Origin of the sequence: Nocardioides bruguierae, from assembly GCF_023656415.1 — a bacterium.
GTDB lineage: Bacteria > Actinomycetota > Actinomycetes > Propionibacteriales > Nocardioidaceae > Nocardioides > Nocardioides bruguierae.
On the sequence record NZ_JAMOIL010000009.1, the window covers coordinates 41,692 to 59,663 of the forward strand.

Consider the following 17,972-nt stretch of genomic DNA (forward strand, 5'->3'; position numbering starts at 1 on the left):
AGAACCTGTGTCGAACACGCACGCCGGTCGTGCTGCGCGTACACGCGCACTCGGCCTGCTCTCCGTCAGCGCACTGACCCTCGGCCTCATGGCCGGGACGTCACCCGCGACGGCAAGCAACGCATCCAAGGACAAGATCACCCCGATCGAGAAGGTCAAGCCGGCGAGCTTCGAGGACGGCGACTACATCGTCCTGCTCAAGCAGCCTGCGGCCGCCTCGTACACCGGTGGCACCAACGGCTTCGCCGCGACCCGGTCGGCCTCGGGCGAGTTCAACGCCCGCAGCACCGCGGCCACGCAGTACCGCGGCTACCTGCGGACGCAGCACCGCTCGCTGGCCCGCTCGGTCGGGGCGAAGATCGCCTCGCAGTACACGATCGCCTCGAACGGCTTCAGCGCCACGCTGACCGGGACCCAGGCATCGCAGCTGTCCAAGGACAGCTCGGTGATGGCCGTGGTCCCGAACGACAAGCGAGAGCTGCTCGACTACGACTCCGACAACACCGCCAAGTTCCTGGACATGGTCGGCCGCAAGGGCGCCTGGAACCAGAACGGCGGCAAGAGCGACGCCGGCGACGGCGTCGTGGTCGGCGTGATCGACACCGGCATCTGGCCCGAGAGCGAGTCCTTCCAGGGTGCCGCGCTCACCGCCGCGGCCAGCGGCTCGTGGGGCGCCCACATCGACCCGCTGGGCAACACGACCATGCGCAAGGCCGACGGCGGGACCTTCAACGGTCGCTGCGAGACCGGTGAGGACTTCGAGCTCAGCGACTGCTCGACCAAGATCATCGGTGCGCGCTACTACCCCGACACCTTCCAGGCCTACGTCGACGCCGGGTACATCGTCCCGAACGAGGCCGAGTTCAGTTCGCCCCGTGACGGTGGCGGCCACGGCTCGCACACCGCCTCCACCGCCGCCGGCGACTCCGTCAAGGGCGTCTCGGTCGAGGGCGTGGACTTCGGCGAGGTCGTCGGCATGGCGCCGGCGGCCTCCATCGCCGCCTACAAGGTCTGCTGGGAGGCGACGACCCCGGGCGGCGCCGACGCGAGCGGCTGCTACGGCGACGCCCTGCTGAGTGCGATCGACGACGCCGTCCGCGACGGCGTGGACGTCATCAACTACTCCATCGGTGGCGCGCCGACCGACACCCTCGACCCGGTCGAGGTCGCCTTCGCGGGTGCCGCGGACGCCGGCGTCTTCGTCGCCGCCTCCGCGGGCAACTCCGGCCCGACCGCCTCGTCGGTGGACCACCACAGCCCGTGGCTGACCACGGTCGCGGCCTCCACCTACCGCAACTTCGACGGCACCGTGGTGCTGGGTGACGGCACCGAGCTCCTCGGCGTCTCCTCCTCCACCACCGGGGTGTCCGGCAGCCTGGTCGCGTCCACCGACGTGGGCCTGGACGGTCAGAGCGAGCAGGCCGTGGCCGAGTGCTGGGACGGGTCCCTGGACCCCGAGAAGGTCGCCGCTGACGACATCGTCGTCTGCGACCGCGGCACCGTCGCCCGCGTGGAGAAGTCCGCCACCGTGCTGGCTGCCGGCGGCGCCGGCATGCTGCTGATGAACACCAGCGCCAACAGCCTCGACGCCGACTTCCACTCGGTGCCCACCGTGCACCTCCAGGACACGGACTACAACGCGGTCTACGACTACCTGGCCGACGCCGGCGACGGCGCCACCGCCGAGATCATCCCCGGCAACCAGACCGACCTGGAGAGCCCGGCCGTGCCGGTCATCAGCGGCTTCTCCTCGCGCGGTCCGGCCCTGGCCAACAACATGGACATCCTCAAGCCGGACATCGCGGCGCCGGGCTCCAACGTCCTCGCCGCCGTCGCGCCGCCGTCGAACTCCGACCGCGACTACGACCTGTACTCCGGCACCTCCATGTCGAGCCCGCACATCGCCGGCCTCGGCGCGTTCATCATGGGCGAGCACCCGAACTGGAGCCCGATGGCGGTCAAGTCCGCCATGATGACCACGGCGCAGAACACCAAGAACGACGACGGCAGCGCCAACCGCGACGTCTTCGCCCAGGGCTCCGGTGAGGTCACGCCGACCTCGATGTTCTCGCCCGGCCTGTTCGTCACCTCCACGCCGCGCCAGTGGTACGGCCTGCTCACCGCCAACGGCTACGACACCGGCGTCCGCGCCATCGACGCCAAGCGCGTGAACCTGCCCTCCATGGCTGACTCCACGGTGCTGCAGAGCACCACGTTCGTCCGCTGGATCTCCGCCCAGACGGCCGGCACGTGGAAGGTGAAGTCCGCGATCAAGGGCTTCGACGTGGACGTGAACCGCAGCGTGTTCAAGACCAAGCGCGGCCAGAAGCGCAAGCTCGTGCTGACGTTCACCCCGAACGCCGACGCCACCTACGGTGAGTGGGCCCAGGGCTACGTCAACGTGGTCGGTCGCACCAAGCTCGGTCGCAAGGTCGTGCGTATGCCCGTCGCGCTGAAGCCGCTCGAGGTCGACGCCCCCGCCTCGGTCGAGGGCACCGGCACCGACGGCTCCGTCGACGTGACCGTCACCGGTGGCGTCAACGACGAGATCCCGCTGACCATGGAGGGTCTGGCCGGCGCCGACACCGTCTCCGGTGCGGTCGCGCCGAACGACTACGACGGCTACTGCGTCCCGGTCGCCGAGGGCAGCTCGCTGATCCGCTTCGACCTCGACGCGCTCGACGACACCGCGGACCTCGACCTGTCGGTCTACGCCGCCCCCGAGGCGGACTGCTCCACCGGGTACGGCTCGCTCGTCGGCTCCTCGGCCACGGCCTCCGCGGACGAGTCCGTCACGGTCGAGGCCCCGGACTCGCCGGCCTACGTCGTCTTCATCGACGGCTACTCCGCCGGTGACCTCGGCTCGCCGATGGACTACGACCTGAACGTCTACGACGTGAACCCCGCCTCCTCCGAGGGCGCGGTCACCTTCACGCCGAGCACGCTCAGCCTGTCTCCGCGCGAGGAGACCACCTTCACCACCGAGTGGAGCGGTCTCGACGCCGACTCGCAGTACCTCGGCTTCATCCGGTACGGCGACACCGGCGTCAGCACCATGCTGACCGTCACCACCCCCGCGGTCCCGTGACCCGACGGGTCCGCGTCGGTTGACCGGCGCGGACCCGCCCACGGGCAGCACCAGCTGCACCAGCTCCACCCGCACGGCCACCCCACTCCTCCGGGGTGGCCGTGCGGTCGTCCGGAAGGTGCCCGCGAGCGAGGCGGCACAGCGCTGGATACCGGGTATGCATACGTGGTAGGTATGTACTCGGTAGGCCGCAGGGTGCGGCTGCCGCCGGGAGGTGCCTATGTCCGTGAAGCTCGCGCTGCTCGCGCTCCTCGAGACCGAGCCGATGTACGGCTACCAGCTGCGCGTCGAGTTCGAGGGCCGCACCGGCTCCACCTGGCCGCTCAACGTCGGGCAGGTCTACACGACGCTCACCCGGCTCGAGCGCGACGGCCTCGTCGAGCCCGCCGCCGGCGACGAGCAGCAGGACGCCGGCGGCCAGGACGAGGACGGCCGGTCCCAGCAGCGCTACCGCCTCACCGACGCAGGCCGCGACGAGGTCGCCGCGTGGTTCACCACCCCGGTCTCGCGCACCCAGCCCGCGCGCGACGAGCTGGCCATCAAGGTCGCGCTCGCCGTGACCGTGCCGGGCGTGGACGTCGGCACCCTCATCCAGCGGCAGCGCACCGCGTCCATGGCGGCCCTGCAGGACTACACCCGCCTCAAGCGTCGGGCCGGTGAGTCCGACGGGGACCTGGCCTGGTCCCTCGTCCTCGACTCCCTCGTGTTCGCCGCCGAGGCCGAGATCCGCTGGCTGGACCACTGCGAGGCCCGGGTCCGCCGCGCCGCGCGCGAGCGCGCCACCACCCGGCCCGCCGCCGCGGAGCAGCAGACGGCGCGGAGCCAGGAGGCCGGGCGATGACCGCCTTCCTGGGCAGCGAGACCGCCCGCCGGATGACCCGGGTCGAGGACGCCTGGCTGGCCAGCAGCGCCGAGCGGCTCGCAGAGCGGCTGGCAGAGCGCCGCCGGCAGCGACGCAACCACGGGACCCCCGCCGACGAGGGCCGCGCCACCGAGGGGGAGTCGCGATGAGCCCCGTGCTGCGGCTCGACACCGTCACCCGCGTCCACGGCTCCGGCGAGACCGAGGTCCAGGCGCTGCGCGGCATCTCCTTCTCCGCCCACGCCGGTGAGCTGGTCGCCGTCATGGGGCCCTCGGGCTCCGGCAAGTCGACGCTGCTCACCATCGCCGGCGGGCTCGACAGCCCGACCGCGGGCACGGTCACGGTCGAGGGCACGGACCTCGGGAGCCTGGGTCAGGCGGGGCGCGCCCGCATGCGCCGCACGTCCATCGGCTACGTCTTCCAGGGCTTCAACCTCGTGCCGGCACTCACCGCCGCCGAGAACGTGGCGCTGCCGCGCGAGCTGGACGGCGAGTCGGCCCGCCGGGCCCGCGCGGCCGCGCTCGCCGCGCTGGAGGAGGTGGGCATCGCCGACCTTGCCGACCGCTTCCCCGACGACATGTCGGGCGGCCAGCAGCAGCGGGTGGCCATCGCCCGCGCCGTCGTGGGCAGCCGCCGGCTGATCCTCGCCGACGAGCCCACCGGCGCGCTCGACTCCGAGACCGGCGAGGAGGTGCTGCGGCTGCTGCGCGCCCGCTGCGACGCCGGCGCCGCCGGCGTCCTGGTGACGCACGAGGCCCGGCACGCGGCCTGGGCCGACCGCGTGGTCTTCCTGCGGGACGGCGTCGTGGTCGACGAGTCCGGCAGCGCCCCCGTCGAGCGCCTGCTGGACGAGGAGCCCGCGCTGTGAGCGGACCGCTGGCCGGCACTCGCGCCGACTGGCGGCTGGCCCTGCGGATCGGCTGGCGCGACGCGTGGCGGCACAGGGCCCGCAGCGTGCTCGTGCTCGTCATGGTCGCGCTGCCGGTGGCGGCGGTGACCCTGGCCGACACCTTCTTCGCCACCCAGGACGTCTCCGGCGGCGAGGTGCTCGAGCGGCGCCTCGGCACCGCGGACGCAGAAGTGAGCGTCGAGCGCAGCGTCGACCGGGCCTGGCAGCTCCCCGACCCCGACGACGGCTACTCCAGCCGCGGCAGCGGCCGCGACGGCGGGCCCACGCTCGAGGACGTCCTGTCCGTGCTCGGTCCCGCCGCCGCCGGTGGCGGGGAGCGGCCCGCGACGCAGGTCTCCGACGGCTCCCTGCGCGTGCGCACCGAGGACGGCCTGGCGTACGTGTGGACGCTCGCGGCCGACTGGTCCGACCACCTCACCGACGGACTGGCCACGCTCGAGTCGGGTCGGCTGCCGGCGTCCGGCGAGGCCGTGATCTCCCCGGGGATGGCCGAGGCCTACGGCTTCGCGGTGGGGGACACCCTCACCCTGGCCCGTGGCGAGGAGCTGACGGTGGTCGGCCTCGGGCAGCGCGCCGACTCCACGCCCGGCGCCGAGAACCTGCTCGTGGGCCCCGATGCCGGCCTGCGCGGGTACGGCTCCACCAGCTACCTGGTCGGTGGCGGCACGGTCACCTGGCGCGACGTGGTGGCTCTCAACAGGATCGGCGCCGTGGTCGCCTCGCGCGCGGTGCTCACCGACCCGCCCCCGGACTCCGCGCTCGAGCCCGCCGCCCGGATGGGCAGCGACGTCGTCTCCGGCCCGGTGATCACGATCGCCGCGCTCGTCGTGGTGATGATCCTGCTCGAGGTGGTGCTGCTCGCCGGCCCCGCCTTCGCGGTCGGCGCGCGTCGCCAGGCGCGCACGCTGGCCCTGCTGGCCGCGGCCGGCGGCACCCCGCGCCAGGCGCGCCGGGTGGTGCTGGGCACGGCGGTCGTGCTCGGCTCCGTGGCCGCCGTCCTGGGGCTCGTGCTCGGCCTCCTGCTCACCCTCGCCGCCCTGCCGGTCCTCCAGCACTTCTCCGACCAGCGGTTCGGCCCCTTCGACGTGGAGCCGCTGCACCTGCTCCCGGTGGCCGCGTTCGGCCTGCTCAGCGCCGTGCTCGCGGCGGTGGTGCCGGCCTGGTCGGCCTCGCGCACCGACACCGTCGCGGTGCTCTCGGGCCGTCGTGGCGACGTCCGCACCGGCCGCAGCGCGCCCGTTCTCGGCGCGGTCCTGCTGGTCGCGGGCGTGGGGGCGGCGTGGCTCGGGGCGTCGCGCGGCACGAGCGGGGGCGAGGTGCCGATCGCGTTCTCCGCCGTCCTCACCGTGCTGGGCACGGTGTTCCTCGTCCCGCTGGTGGTCGGCCTCGTGGCCCGCGTGGCCCGCGGCCTGCCCCTGCCCCTGCGCTTCGCCGTGCGGGACGCGGCGCGCCACCGCACCCGCACCGCCCCGGCGGTCGCCGCGGTGGCCGCCACGGTGGCGGGCGTCGTCACGCTCGGCATCGCCGTCACCTCCGACGAGGCGGAGAACGAGGCCGGCTACACCCCGCAGCTCGCCCTGGGCGCCCTCGCGATCACCGACGACGGCCCGAGCACCGACTGGGCGGCCCTCACCCGCGCCGTGGGGGAGGCGGCGCCCGCCGCCGAGGTGACGCCGGTCCAGGCGCTGTGGAGCAGCGGCCGCACGACCGTCGACCTCGAGGTCCGTGTCCCCGGGCAGGGGCTCGTGCTGAGCGGCTACTCCTCCAGCTTCGGCGGGGTCGTCGTCGCCGACTCGGTGCCCGCCGGCCTGGTGGACCTCGACGACGAGGAGCGTGCTGCCGCCGACGAGGCCCTCGCGGCCGGTGGGGTCCTCGCGTTCGCGGACCCGGGGGCGACGACCGCGCCCGAGGCCTGGCTGCGGGCCCTGGCCTACGAGCGCCGCAGCACCGAGCGCCTGGGCAGCGCCGAGGTGCCGGCGGCCTGGACCACGCCCGTCGGCGAGTACGCCCCGTTCCAGGCGGTCCTCTCCCCGCAGGCCGCGGCCTCGCTCGGCGTGGAGCCGACGACCACCGGGCTCCTCGTCACCGGCGACCTCGGCTCCGTGGCCGACCGCATCGAGGAGGTCGTCGGCGGCGTCGACGAGCAGGCCGTGGTGACCTACGAGCAGGGCTACCAGCTGCCCCGCGAGACGGTGATCCTCCAGCTCGTGCTCGCCGGCCTCGGGATGATCCTGATGCTCGGCGGCACGCTCACCGCCACGTTCCTCGCGCTCGCGGACGCCCGACCCGACCTGGCCACCCTGGCGGCCGTCGGCGCCGAGCCACGGACGAGGCGGGCGGTTGCGGCCGGGTACGCCCTGATGATCGGGCTGGTGGGCGCGGTGCTCGGGGCGGTGGTGGGGTTCGTGCCGGGCTGGGCGATCACCTTCCCGCTGACCGGGCCGTACGAGCTCGCGACCTTCGGGCAGGCGCCCGAGGGCCCCTCGCACTACTTCGACGTGCCGTGGCTGCTGGTGGGTGGCGTGGTGGTCGGGCTCCCGCTGCTGGTCTCCGCCGTGGTCTGGGTCAGCGCGCGCTCGCGCCTGCCGCTGGTGGCGCGCACGGACTAGGCCCCGGTGCGGCCGGGGCGGCGTGGGCGGTCTCACCGCCCGCTGCTCGGGACCGGCCCGCCGGGGTTGCCGAGGTCAACCTAGGGTCGGGGGTCATGGACCACCCCTCGACGACCACGTGAGCCGCCCGTGACCGGCGTCCTCGACGGCTTCGGCACCATCGCCGTCCTGATCGCGCTGGGGTGGCTGCTGGCCCACCTGGGGGTGCTCGACCAGGCCGGCCGCAAGACGCTCAGCCTGCTCGCGTTCTACGTGGCCAGCCCGGCGCTGCTGCTCACGGTGCTCCAGGACGCCGACCTCGCCCGCGTCTTCAGCCTCAACCTGGTGGTGAGCGTGGCCGCCGTGGCCGCGACGGCCGCGGGCACCGGCGTGTGGATCGTGGCTGCGCGGCTGCGCGGTCGCCGCGACCCGGAGCGTCCCGGCCCCGGGCTGGGGGAGGGCGTGGTGGCCACCCTGTGCTCCAGCTACGTCAACGCCGGCAACCTCGGCATCCCGATCGCGGCGTACGTGCTGGGCGACGCGGCGCTGGTCGCGCCGATCCTGCTGGTGCAGGTGCTCGTGCTCCAGCCCACCGCGCTGGCGCTGCTCGACATCGCGGTGGCGGGCCGGAAGGTCTCCTTCGCGCAGGTCGCCTCCCGTCCGCTGAAGAACCCCCTGACCATCGCCTCGGCGGCCGGCGTCGTCATCGCGGTCACCCAGGTGCGGCTGCCCATCGTGCTGGCCGACCCCATCGAGCTGGTGGGCGGCATGGCGGTGCCCGCCATGCTGCTGGCCTACGGCGTCTCGCTGCGGCTGGGGCCGCTACCGGGGCGGGGCGTGCCTGCGGGCGAACTGTGGACCGCGGTCGGCCTCAAGGTGCTGGCACAGCCGGTCGCCGCGTACCTGGTGGGCCGCGCGGTCGGGCTGGACGAGGCGTCCCTGTTCGCCGTCACGGTGCTGTCGGCGCTGCCGACCGCCCAGAACGTCTTCATCATCGCCAGCCGCTACGACCGGGGCGTGCTGCTGGCCCGCGACGCGATCTTCGTGAGCACCATCCTCACGGTGCCCGCCGTGGCGGGCGCGGCCCTGCTCCTGGGCTGATCCCGCCGGGGGCGGGTGCGCCGCGCCGGGGCGACCTGCGGCTACGGTGGCCGCATGAGCCTGGTGGGAGCCGTCGACCGCTTCCAGCGGCGCTTCTCGCCCGTCTCGATCCCGCTGTCCACGATCTACAAGTTCATGGACGACCAGGGCCCCTACCTCTCCGCGATCATCACCTACTACGGGTTCATCGCGATCTTCCCGCTGCTGCTGCTGGCGTCCTCGATCCTGGGCTTCGTCCTCCAGGGCGACTCCGCGCTCCAGGAGACGGTGCTCAACTCCGCGCTGAGCACCTTCCCGATCATCGGCGACCAGCTCGGCACGCCCGAGGGCCTCACCGGCTCCACCGCCGCGGTGGTCGTCGGTACCGTCACCGCCCTCTACGGCTCGCTCGGCCTGGGCCAGGCCATCCAGAACGCGGTGAACATCAGCTGGGCGGTGCCGCGGGACTCCCGGCCCAACCCCTTCCTGCTGCGGCTGCGCAGCCTCCTGCTGCTCGCCACGGCGGGCGTCTCGGTCATCGTCATCTCGGTGCTCTCCGCGATCGGCTCCGAGACCGAGTTCCTCGGGCACAGCACCACCTCGGCGCTGCGCTGGACGATCCGCATCGTCACCGTGCTCGTGATCGGGCTGGTGCTCACGATCCTGTTCCGGCTCGCCTCGGCCCGCTCGGTGCCGCTGCGCCGCTCGGCGCCCGGTGCCTTCGTGGTCGCCGTGCTGTGGCAGGCGCTCCAGACGATCGGCACGCTCTACGTCACCCGGGTGATCGCCGAGACCGAGGGCATGAACGGCACGTTCGCGCTCGTCCTCGGCCTCATGGGCATCATCTACGTCGCCGCCTTCATGGGTGTGCTCGGCATGGAGGTCAACGTCGTGCTCGCCCGCAAGCTGTACCCGCGGGCGCTGCTGACGCCGTTCACCGACAACGTCCGGCTCACCGACGCCGACAAGCGCACGTACGCGTACTACGCCACGATGCAGCGGCACAAGGGCTACGAGAACATCCAGGTCACGTGGGGCCTGCCCCCGATGGACCGCCCCGCCTCGTCCGGCACGACGGACGACGGCCCGCGATCGTCCTCCTCGGGCACCCCCGCCGACGCCCACCCGGCGGACACCCCGCAGCAGCGGCGCCGCGAGACGCGCGCCGCCCCGCCGACCACCCACGTGTCGCTGGACGCCGTCGAGGCCGAGGAGCTCGGCCGCCGGGAGGACTGAGCGGCTGCGTCAGGGGCGGCCGAGGGGCCGCGGGGCGAACATCGGCACGCGGGCGGCGTACTCGTCCCACCCGTCCCGCTGCGACATCTTCTTCTCCAGCAGCTTCGCGCCGGTGACGTTGCGCAGGAAGAACGTCATCGCGACGGGGCACAGCACGGTGACGAGGCCGAGCAGCCAGCCAGATGCGAGCCCGCCGGCGAGCCAGAGGCCCCACCAGACGCAGGCGTCGCCGAAGTAGTTGGGGTGGCGGGTGAGGCCCCAGAGGCCCTCGTCCATCACGGGCGGGCGCTCCTCGCGGGGGCGCGCCTTGTACTCGCGCAGCTGGCGGTCGCCGACGGCCTCGAAGTACAGCCCGACCGCCCAGACGACGACGCCCAGGACGACGACCGGCCACCAGGTCGCGGCCACGACCGCGCCGATCACGACCGGCAGCGAGACGAACCACTGGGCGAAGCCCTGGACGAGGAAGACCCGCCGGACGGCGGTGCCCATCCCCACCTCGGCGAGCGAGCCGCCGAGCATCTCGGCGTAGCGGGGGTCCTCCTTGCCCTGGTGCTCACCGACGGCGCGGGAACGGACGTGCCAGGCCAGCCGGCCGCCCCACACGGCGACCAGCACCATCAGCAGCACGGTGCGCCACGTGGTCAGCGCGTCGGAGACGAGCAGGCCGATGACTCCGGAGACCAGCGCGACCGCCACGAAACCCGCGCCCCAGGCGACGTCCACCACCGCGACCACGCCGAGCTGCGCGGCACGCAGGGCGGCGGCCGTCATCGAGACGGCGACGGTGACGAGCGACGCGAGGAGCGCCAGGATCAGGACGGAGGAGTCGAGGTCGGGCACCTCAGAAGTCTCGGACCAGCGGCAGCGTGTGCGCTCCACCCGGCCGGACCATGGTGATCTGGTCGACGCCCATGCGGCCGTCGCGGAAGGCCATCGAGCCGCCGACGAGGTAGAGGTACCAGACGCGGACGACCTCCTCGCCGACCAGGTCGACGAGGCGTGCGCGGTTCTCGTGGAAGCGCTCCAGCCACCCGGCCACGGTCAGCACGTAGTGCTCGCGCATGGCGTGCACGTCGCGCACCTCGAGGCCCGCCTGCTCCAGGAAGCCGACGGTCTGCCCGACGGGTCGCATGTGCATGTCCGGGGCGATGAAGGACTCGATGAACGGGCCGCCGCCGGGCCACTTGCCGGCCCGCGACATCTGCTGGATCAGCACCCGGCCGCCGGGGCGCACGGAGTCGTGCAGGACCTGCGCGTAGGTGGGGTAGTTGCCCTGGCCGACGTGCTCGCCCATCTCGATGGAGGCGACGGCGTCGTACTCGCGACCGCGCGGCGGGACGGCGTCGCGGTAGTCCTGGAGCCGGATCTCGACCCGGTCCTCGAGGCCGCGCTCGCGGATGCGGGCGTCGATGAACTTCTTCTGCTCGGCCGCGATGGTGACGCCGGTGACCCGGGCACCGAAGTGCTCTGCGGCGTAGAGGGAGAGCGAGCCCCAGCCGCAGCCGACGTCGAGGAACCGGGAGCCCTCGGTGAGCCCCACCTTGCGACAGACCAGGTCGAGCTTGGCGGCCTGTGCCTCGGTGAGCGGCTGGTCGGGGCTGGAGTGGTAGCCGCTGGAGTAGGCCATGTGCGGCTCGAGGATGGCCTCGTAGAACTCGTTCGAGAGGTCGTAGTGGAACGAGATGGACGCCCGGTCGCGCAGCTTGGAGTGCAGCCGGCCGTTGATCTCGGCCTGGGAGGCCGGGTTGGGCAGCGGCTTGCCGAGCACGCCCAGCTCGCGGGCCAGCCGGGCGGCGCTCACCAGGGCGCGCGGATCGGGGCGGCCGGAGGAGAGACCGCGCTCGCGGGCCACGGCGAACGCGTGGGTGAGGGCCTTGTCCAGGTCCCACCGCTCGTCCTCGACGACCTCGAGCTCACCGGTGACGTAGGCCTGGGCCGCGCCCAGCTCGCCCGGGTGCCACAGCAGCCGACGCAGCGCGTCGGGCGAGCGCAGCTCGATCGTCGGCACGGAGCCGTCGGTCGGCCCGGCGTCCGAGCCGTCCCACGCCACGAGGTGGACGGGCAGGTCCCCGCCCACGAACGGACGCAGCACCTGCGAGATCCGGTAGGCGATGCCGTGCTGGCCCGGCACGGGCGGGGCGACGGGCGGCGTGGTCGTGGCGGTCACGCGACGGCCTCCTCGCCCAGCTGGGTGCCCGAGGCGGCCTCGTGGGGCCGGGAGAGCACCAGCTGGTAGTCGTCGATGTAGCCGGAGGCGAAGCCGGCTCGGGAGTACTCCAGGTAGAAGTGCCACATGCGGCAGAAGACCTCGTCGAAGCCGAGGGCGAGCACCTCGTCGCGGCGGTCGAGGAACGCCTCGTCCCACAGCCGCAGCGTCTCGGCGTAGTGCTGGCCGAACTGGAACCGCTCGGTCAGCCGCAGCGAGGTGTGCCGGCGGGTGACGTCGTCGATCGCCTCGACGCTGGGCAGCAGGCCGCCGGGGAAGATGTACTTGTGGATCCAGGTGTAGGTGTTCCTGGTGGCCAGCATCCGGTCGTGGCGCATCGTGATCGCCTGGATGGCGACCTTGCCGCCGGGCGCCAGCCGCGAGTCGATGGTGGAGAAGTACACGGGCCAGTAGTCGGCGCCGACGGCCTCGATCATCTCGACCGAGACGATCGCGTCGTAGGTGCCCTCGACGTCGCGGTAGTCGCACAGGTCGATGGAGACGCGGTCGGCGTACCCGGCGTCCGCCACCCGCTCGCGGGCGAGGGCGAGCTGCTCGCGGGAGAGGGTCACCGAGTGGACGGTGGCACCGCGGCGGGCGGCGCGGATGGCCAGCTCGCCCCAGCCGGTGCCGATCTCCAGCACGCGCGAGCCGGCGCCCACGCCGGCGGCGTCGAGCAGCCGCTCGATCTTGGCGCCCTGTGCGTCGGCCAGGGTGGCGGCGTCCACGGTGCCCGGGGACGCGGCGACCAGCCGCGAGGGAAGCGGGTGGTGCTGGCGGTGCGAGAGGTCGTCGTCCTGGGCGACGACGCCCGTGGGCCACAGGGCGGCGGAGTAGCTGAGCGTGGAGTCCAGGAACAGCCGGAAGAGGTCGTTGGACAGGTCGTAGTGGTGCGCGATGTTGCTGCGAGCGTTCTTCTTGCTCGAGCGCTGCCAGCGCGGGGGCCGCTTCACGACCAGCGCACGGAAGCGCTGGAGCGACTGCGGCACCAGGTCGGTCATCTCGGCCGCCAGCACGGTGAGGAAGCCGCCGAGGTCCTCGGCGTCCCAGGCGCCGGTGAGGTAGGCCTCGCCGAACCCGATGAGCTGGTGGCGGCCGAGGCGGGAGAAGAACTCCTCGGCGTCGTGCACCGTCATGGACGGGCCACCGCGGCCGTAGGTGCGGCCCTCGAGGTGCACGGTGACCTCGAGCCGGCCGACCGCGGCGAGGAAGAGCTTGCGGGCCGCCCCCGCGGCGACGCGGGTGCGGGGGCCGGGCGTGATCGGTCGCAGACCGGGCCAGACGGAGGTGTCGGGGGGCGTGGTCGGGCGGGCGGGGGCGAGGTTCTCGGTCACGCCTGCACTCCTTCCTGTCGGTGCGAGGGCCGCCGCCGGACAGGGAGTCGGCGCAGCCACAACCAGGTGCCGTGGACGCGGATCAGCGCGGCGTCGCGCAGAGCCGCGCCGGTGGCACGGTAGGGGGCTCGGGGGGTGTCGTCGCGGGTGCCCGTGACGGAGGCGGAGAAGACGGTCTCGCCGGTCTCCGCGCTGCCGGGGTGCGTGCCGGGGTAGGTCTCCTCGCTGTGCAGCGAGACGGCCACGGCGAGCCGGTGGCCAGGCACCGGCACGGCCAGCTCGTAGGTGCCCTCGGTGCCGTGGAAGGGCGAGACGTACATGCCCTTCTCGGTGCGGGCACGGCCCTGGGCGTCGGGGTGCACCAGGTAGGCGTGCACGTCGCCGTAGGTGTTGTGCACCTCGACGACGACGGCCTCCACGCGGCTGCGGGAGTCCAGGCACCAGAAGACGCTGATCGGGTTGAAGCAGTAGCCCAGGGTCCGCGGCTGGGCGGCCAGCAGGATGCGGCCGGCCGGGTCGGGCGTGACGTCCTGCGTGGCCAGGAAGCCTGTGACGTTCTCGCGCAGGCTACGTGCGGGGTCGCCCAGGTGGTCGCGGGACTCGAAGGTGCCCTTGAGGAATGCCAGCGGCCGGTGGTCGGGGAGGTCGTCGACGTCCACGAGCCACAGCGAGGACGTGCTGGTGAAGGTGCGCCGGAACGGGCGGCGGCGGGTGTGGCTGACCTGCGTGGAGTAGACCGCCGGGGTGCGCGGCACCTCGACGCTCTCGTCGGTCTCGGTGACCTCGGGCCACTCCAGCCCGAGGCGGGTGACGGCGGCCAGGCCGGAGCGTGCTCCGTCCTCGTGGAAGCCCCAGCCGTGGTAGGCGCCGGCGAACGCCAGGCGGCTGCTCTCGATCTCGGGCAGGCGGCGCTGCGCGGCGACCGACTCGGGCGTGTAGAGCGGGTGCTCGTACTCCATCCGGTCGATCACGCTGGCCGGGTCGACGAGGTGCTCGCCGCCCAGCGTGACCAGGTAGCGGGTGTCGGTGTCGAGGCGCTGGAGGCGGGTGAGGTCGTAGGTGACGACGACGCCCTGCTCCACCCCGTCGGCGCGGGTCTGCGCCTCGGTCGGCCGCAGGAAGTTCCAGGACGCCCGGGCGCCGTCGGCCTGTGGCAGCAGCGAGGAGTCGGTGTGCAGCAGCGCCGTGTTCGGCGAGTACGGCATCGCGGCCAGCACCTCGCGCTGGGCCGCGGTCGGCTCGCCGAGCAGCGACAGCGCCTGGTGCGGGTGGGTGGCCACGACCACGGCGTCGAAGGTCTCGGTGCGGCCGCTGCCGTCGGTGATCGCCACGCCGTCGTCCGTCTCGACGAGGCCGGTGACCTTCGTGTCGAGCCGGACCTCGCCGGCCGACCCGGTCAGCTCGGCGCCGATCCGCTCGACGTAGGTGCGCGAGCCGCCCGTGACGGTGCGCCAGGTGGGGCTGCCGAAGATCGACAGCATCCCGTGGTGGCGCAGGAACGCGAACAGGTAGCGGGCCGGGTAGTCGAGGGAGACCGACGGCTCGCAGGACCACACGGCCGCCACCAGCGGCTCCATGAAGTGCCGCACGAAGAAGGGGGAGAAGCCCGCCTCGTCCAGGAAGGCCCGCAGGGTCTGGTCGCCGTGCGCCTCGCCCTCGTCGCCCGCCTCGAGCAGGGCGTGGGCCCGGCGGTGGAAGCGGGGGATCTCGGTGAGCATCCGCAGGAAGCGCGGGTTGCGCAGGTTCGCGGACGTGGGGAACAGGCCGCTGCGACCCAGCGCTCCGGCCCACTCCACGCCGGCGGCGTCGTCGCGGATCGACATCGACATCTCGGAGGGCTGCGTGCCCACCCCCAGCTCGCGGAAGACCCGCAGCAGCGTCGGGTAGGTGCGCCGGTTGTGGACGATGAAGCCGGTGTCGATGCCGAGCGTCCGCTCGCCCTCGACGACGGTGTGCGTGTCGGCGTGCCCGCCCAGACGCGCGTCGGCCTCGTAGAGGGTGACGTGGGCCGTCCGGGAGGCGACGTGCGCGGCCACCAGGCCGGCGACGCCGGAGCCGATGACGGCGACCCGGCCCGGGGCCTGCGCGGGTCGCGCCATCAGGCGTTCTCGAAGGGGATGATGACGGCGCCCTCGAGGGTGGGCTCGGGGGAGCCGCCCTCGGGCTCGACGCTGATGCCCAGGCCGGTGGCCGTGGCGGCGTCGCCGGAGAGCAGCACCTCGTTGTCGGGGCCGTCGGGCATGAACCCGGCGGCGACCATCTCGCCGTCGTGGTCCAGCCACAGCTCGTAGACGGAGCCGTCGGGGGCCTCGGACATGCCGCTGGTGATGATCACGGCCTGGTTGAGGTCCTTGGAGCGCACGACCACGGCCTTGGAGCCGTCCTCGAACTTCTGCACGTAGCGCTCGGCGTCGGTCGCGGCGAGCACCCGGTCGGTCGGCGAGGCGACGAGGGAGGGCGCCGGGGCGTCGTCCCACGGACGGGTGATGGCCAGGGTGGTGGCGGCCCCTAGCGTGATGACCGCAGCGGCCGCGGCGGCCACGAAGGTCCGCACCCGGGGCGGCCGGTGGGCAGCGACGGAAGGCGTGGGCAGGGTGGCACGAGGGGCCGAGGCGACGACGGGCGGCAGCGGCCGCACGGTGCCGACCTCGGCCAGCAGCCGCTCGCGCAGCGCTCCCGGAGGGGTGACCTCCTCGGCGGTCGCGGCCAGCAGCGCGCCGGCCTCGCGCAGCGAGTCCACCTCGCCGCGGCAGTCGCCGCACTCGGCCAGGTGCCGCTCGAAGCGAGCGCGCTCGACGTCGTCGAGGGCGTCGACGGCGTAGGCGCCTGACAGGGCGTGGACGTCGTTCATCGGCCTACTCCCAACGCGTCTCGTAGTCGTATGAGCCCGTCCCGGATCCGCGTCTTCGCGGTGCCGACGGGCAGCTGCAGCATGCTGGCGACCTCGGTGTGGGTGTACCCGCCGAAGTAGGCCAGCTCGATGGCCTCCCGCTGCACCTGGGTGAGCGAGGAGAGGGCCCCACGGACCCGCCGAGCCTCCAGCGACGCGTGCGCCGCCTCGGCCGTCACGTCGTGGGGCACGGGCTGGTTCTTGTGCTGGTAGGCGACGTCGCGCCTGGTCGCGGCCTCGGCCGAGCGGACCCGGTCGACGGCCTTGCGGTGCACGATCGTCATGACCCACGACAGCGCGCTGCCGCGCTCGGGGTCGAAGCGTGCGGAGGTCCGCCACACCTCGAGGAAGGCCTCCTGGGTGACCTCCTCGGCCTGGGCCGGGTCCCGCACGACGCGCACCGCGAGCCCGTAGGCCCGGGACGAGCAGGCGTCGTAGAGCCTGGCGAAGGCGGACTGGTCGCCGCGGGCGCAGCAGCGCAGGGCCTCGTTCAGCTCCTGCGCGGCGTCCCGAGCGGCGACGGTGACGTCCTCGGGGCGCGCGCGACCGGAGGACGTGGAGCCGGCCTCACCGGGTATCGCATCGCTCACGAGGCGCATCGTCCCAAACTTCCTGCTCGAAGACCCTCACCTCGGGGTGAGTGGTCACGGTGTCGAGATCGGCCCGGGCCACCGGGAGGTGGCCCGGGCCGATCGTGCGTCCGGAGGAGGGGACCTGCGGACGACGTGGTCCAGTGCCCCGGAGGGCGCCGGATCAGGGCATCAGCACCTGGTCGATCACGTAGACCGTCGCGTTGGCGGTCGGGATGTTGCCGCACAGGACGTTGGCGCCGTCGACGGTCATGCCGTCGGTGTCGCCCTCGACGGTGACCATGTCGCCGTTGAGGGTCTCCTGGTCGCCCACGATCTGGTCGGGGTCCATCTGGCCGGCCACCACGTGGTGGGTCAGGATCGCGGTGAGCGTGTCCTTGTCCTTGAGGACGGCGTTGAGCGTCTTCTTCGGGATCTCGGCGAACGCGTCGTCGGTGGGGGCGAAGACGGTCAGCGCGTCGGCACCGTTGAGGGTGTCGACCAGGTCGGCGGCCTGGACGGCCGAGACGAGGGTGCCGAGCAGCGGGTTGTTGCTCGCGGCGGTGGCGACCGGGTCGGAGACCATGCCGTCGAAGGAGCCGGCGCCGTCGGTCGGCACGGCGGAGCAGGCCGGGCCGAAGACCTGGTCGCCCGCGGAGGCCTCGGTGGTGGTGTCCTCGGACTCCATGGAGTCCATCGACTCGGACTCGGTGGCCGAGGCGGAGGTCTCGGTGTCGCTGGCGGCGTTGTCGGTGGACTCGGAACCGCACGCGGCGAGACCGCCCATGGTCAGGACCGCGACGGCCAGGCCGCCGGAGAGACGAAGGGTGGTGCGCTTCATGATGTCGTGCCTTCCTGCATCGGGGGTACCGGACCCACTGCGGGCCCGGGGGTGCCTCCGGGCCGTCGGTGGTGGTCACCGGCCGGCCCTGAGTGGCTGGACGTGAGTAGTTCGGCGCTGTGCCCGGGGCGGATGGGTGGATTTCGAGAAATCTCCGAACTTTCTTGTTTCCGCAGTTCAGAGGCATGCCGGTGGTCGAGCAGCGAGGCCCTCCCTTGGTCGAGCGGCGAGGCCCTCCGGTGGTCGAGCAGCGAGGAGCTCCGGCGACGAGCGCACGACGAGACCACCCACCCGCACCTCGGCCACCCGCACCTCGGCCACCAGGCTCCGGACGCACCACACCCGGCAGCGGGGCCCATGACCCT

Annotated in this window: 14 protein-coding genes; 7 read left to right on the forward strand and 7 right to left on the reverse strand. The window is 73.2% G+C overall.

The genetic code is table 11. The features are described from left to right. The first annotated feature begins 88 nt into the window (after nucleotides 1-88). The 7 genes from M8330_RS08105 to M8330_RS08135 all read left to right on the forward strand — a co-directional run bounded on the left by M8330_RS08105 (nucleotide 89) and on the right by M8330_RS08135 (nucleotide 9,764). A complete protein-coding gene (locus M8330_RS08105; RefSeq protein WP_250826927.1) occupies nucleotides 89-3,088 on the forward strand; it encodes a S8 family serine peptidase in 3,000 nt (999 codons plus the stop codon). A 220-nt stretch (nucleotides 3,089-3,308) separates the two neighbouring features. Beyond that, nucleotides 3,309-3,929, forward strand: a complete 621-nt coding sequence (locus M8330_RS08110; protein ID WP_250051373.1) for a PadR family transcriptional regulator — start codon at nucleotides 3,309-3,311, stop codon at nucleotides 3,927-3,929. Continuing rightward, complete coding sequence (locus tag M8330_RS08115) at nucleotides 3,926-4,099, forward strand: hypothetical protein (protein WP_250826928.1); 174 nt, start codon at nucleotides 3,926-3,928, stop codon at nucleotides 4,097-4,099. The genes M8330_RS08110 and M8330_RS08115 overlap by 4 nt, the downstream gene beginning before the upstream one ends. Next, complete coding sequence (locus tag M8330_RS08120) at nucleotides 4,096-4,818, forward strand: ABC transporter ATP-binding protein (RefSeq protein ID WP_250826929.1); 723 nt, start codon at nucleotides 4,096-4,098, stop codon at nucleotides 4,816-4,818. The genes M8330_RS08115 and M8330_RS08120 overlap by 4 nt, the downstream gene beginning before the upstream one ends. Continuing rightward, the gene (locus tag M8330_RS08125) at nucleotides 4,815-7,469 is read left to right on the forward strand and encodes an FtsX-like permease family protein (RefSeq protein ID WP_250826930.1); all 2,655 of its coding nucleotides are present in this window, start codon (nucleotides 4,815-4,817) and stop codon (nucleotides 7,467-7,469) included. The genes M8330_RS08120 and M8330_RS08125 overlap by 4 nt, the downstream gene beginning before the upstream one ends. Before the next feature lie 129 nt (nucleotides 7,470-7,598). Beyond that, nucleotides 7,599-8,549 (forward strand): AEC family transporter, encoded by a 951-nt coding sequence (locus tag M8330_RS08130; protein WP_250051365.1) that lies wholly within the window; start codon nucleotides 7,599-7,601, stop codon nucleotides 8,547-8,549. A gap of 54 nt (nucleotides 8,550-8,603) precedes the next feature. Then, a complete protein-coding gene (locus M8330_RS08135; protein WP_250826931.1) occupies nucleotides 8,604-9,764 on the forward strand; it encodes a YihY/virulence factor BrkB family protein in 1,161 nt (386 codons plus the stop codon). Nucleotides 9,765-9,773: 9 nt separating this feature from the next. On the opposite strand, the gene M8330_RS08140 is transcribed toward M8330_RS08135, so the two are convergent. The 7 genes from M8330_RS08140 to M8330_RS08170 all read right to left on the reverse strand — a co-directional run bounded on the left by M8330_RS08140 (nucleotide 9,774) and on the right by M8330_RS08170 (nucleotide 17,607). Further along, complete coding sequence (locus M8330_RS08140; protein ID WP_250826932.1) at nucleotides 9,774-10,607, reverse strand: DUF1295 domain-containing protein; 834 nt, start codon at nucleotides 10,605-10,607, stop codon at nucleotides 9,774-9,776. 1 nt (nucleotide 10,608) lies between these two features. Continuing rightward, nucleotides 10,609-11,934, reverse strand: a complete 1,326-nt coding sequence (locus M8330_RS08145; RefSeq protein WP_250826933.1) for a class I SAM-dependent methyltransferase — start codon at nucleotides 11,932-11,934, stop codon at nucleotides 10,609-10,611. After that, nucleotides 11,931-13,307 (reverse strand): class I SAM-dependent methyltransferase, encoded by a 1,377-nt coding sequence (locus M8330_RS08150; RefSeq protein WP_250826934.1) that lies wholly within the window; start codon nucleotides 13,305-13,307, stop codon nucleotides 11,931-11,933. The genes M8330_RS08145 and M8330_RS08150 overlap by 4 nt, the downstream gene beginning before the upstream one ends. Continuing rightward, nucleotides 13,304-15,406 (reverse strand): DUF1365 family protein, encoded by a 2,103-nt coding sequence (locus tag M8330_RS08155; RefSeq protein WP_250826935.1) that lies wholly within the window; start codon nucleotides 15,404-15,406, stop codon nucleotides 13,304-13,306. The genes M8330_RS08150 and M8330_RS08155 overlap by 4 nt, the downstream gene beginning before the upstream one ends. Continuing rightward, a complete protein-coding gene (locus tag M8330_RS08160) occupies nucleotides 15,406-16,158 on the reverse strand; it encodes an anti-sigma factor (RefSeq protein WP_250826936.1) in 753 nt (250 codons plus the stop codon). Before M8330_RS08160 ends, M8330_RS08155 begins: the two co-directional genes overlap by 1 nt. Continuing rightward, a complete protein-coding gene (gene sigK / locus M8330_RS08165) occupies nucleotides 16,155-16,787 on the reverse strand; it encodes an ECF RNA polymerase sigma factor SigK (protein ID WP_250826937.1) in 633 nt (210 codons plus the stop codon). Before sigK ends, M8330_RS08160 begins: the two co-directional genes overlap by 4 nt. Before the next feature lie 163 nt (nucleotides 16,788-16,950). Further along, complete coding sequence (locus tag M8330_RS08170; RefSeq protein ID WP_250051349.1) at nucleotides 16,951-17,607, reverse strand: fasciclin domain-containing protein; 657 nt, start codon at nucleotides 17,605-17,607, stop codon at nucleotides 16,951-16,953. Nucleotides 17,608-17,972 lie beyond the last annotated feature (365 nt).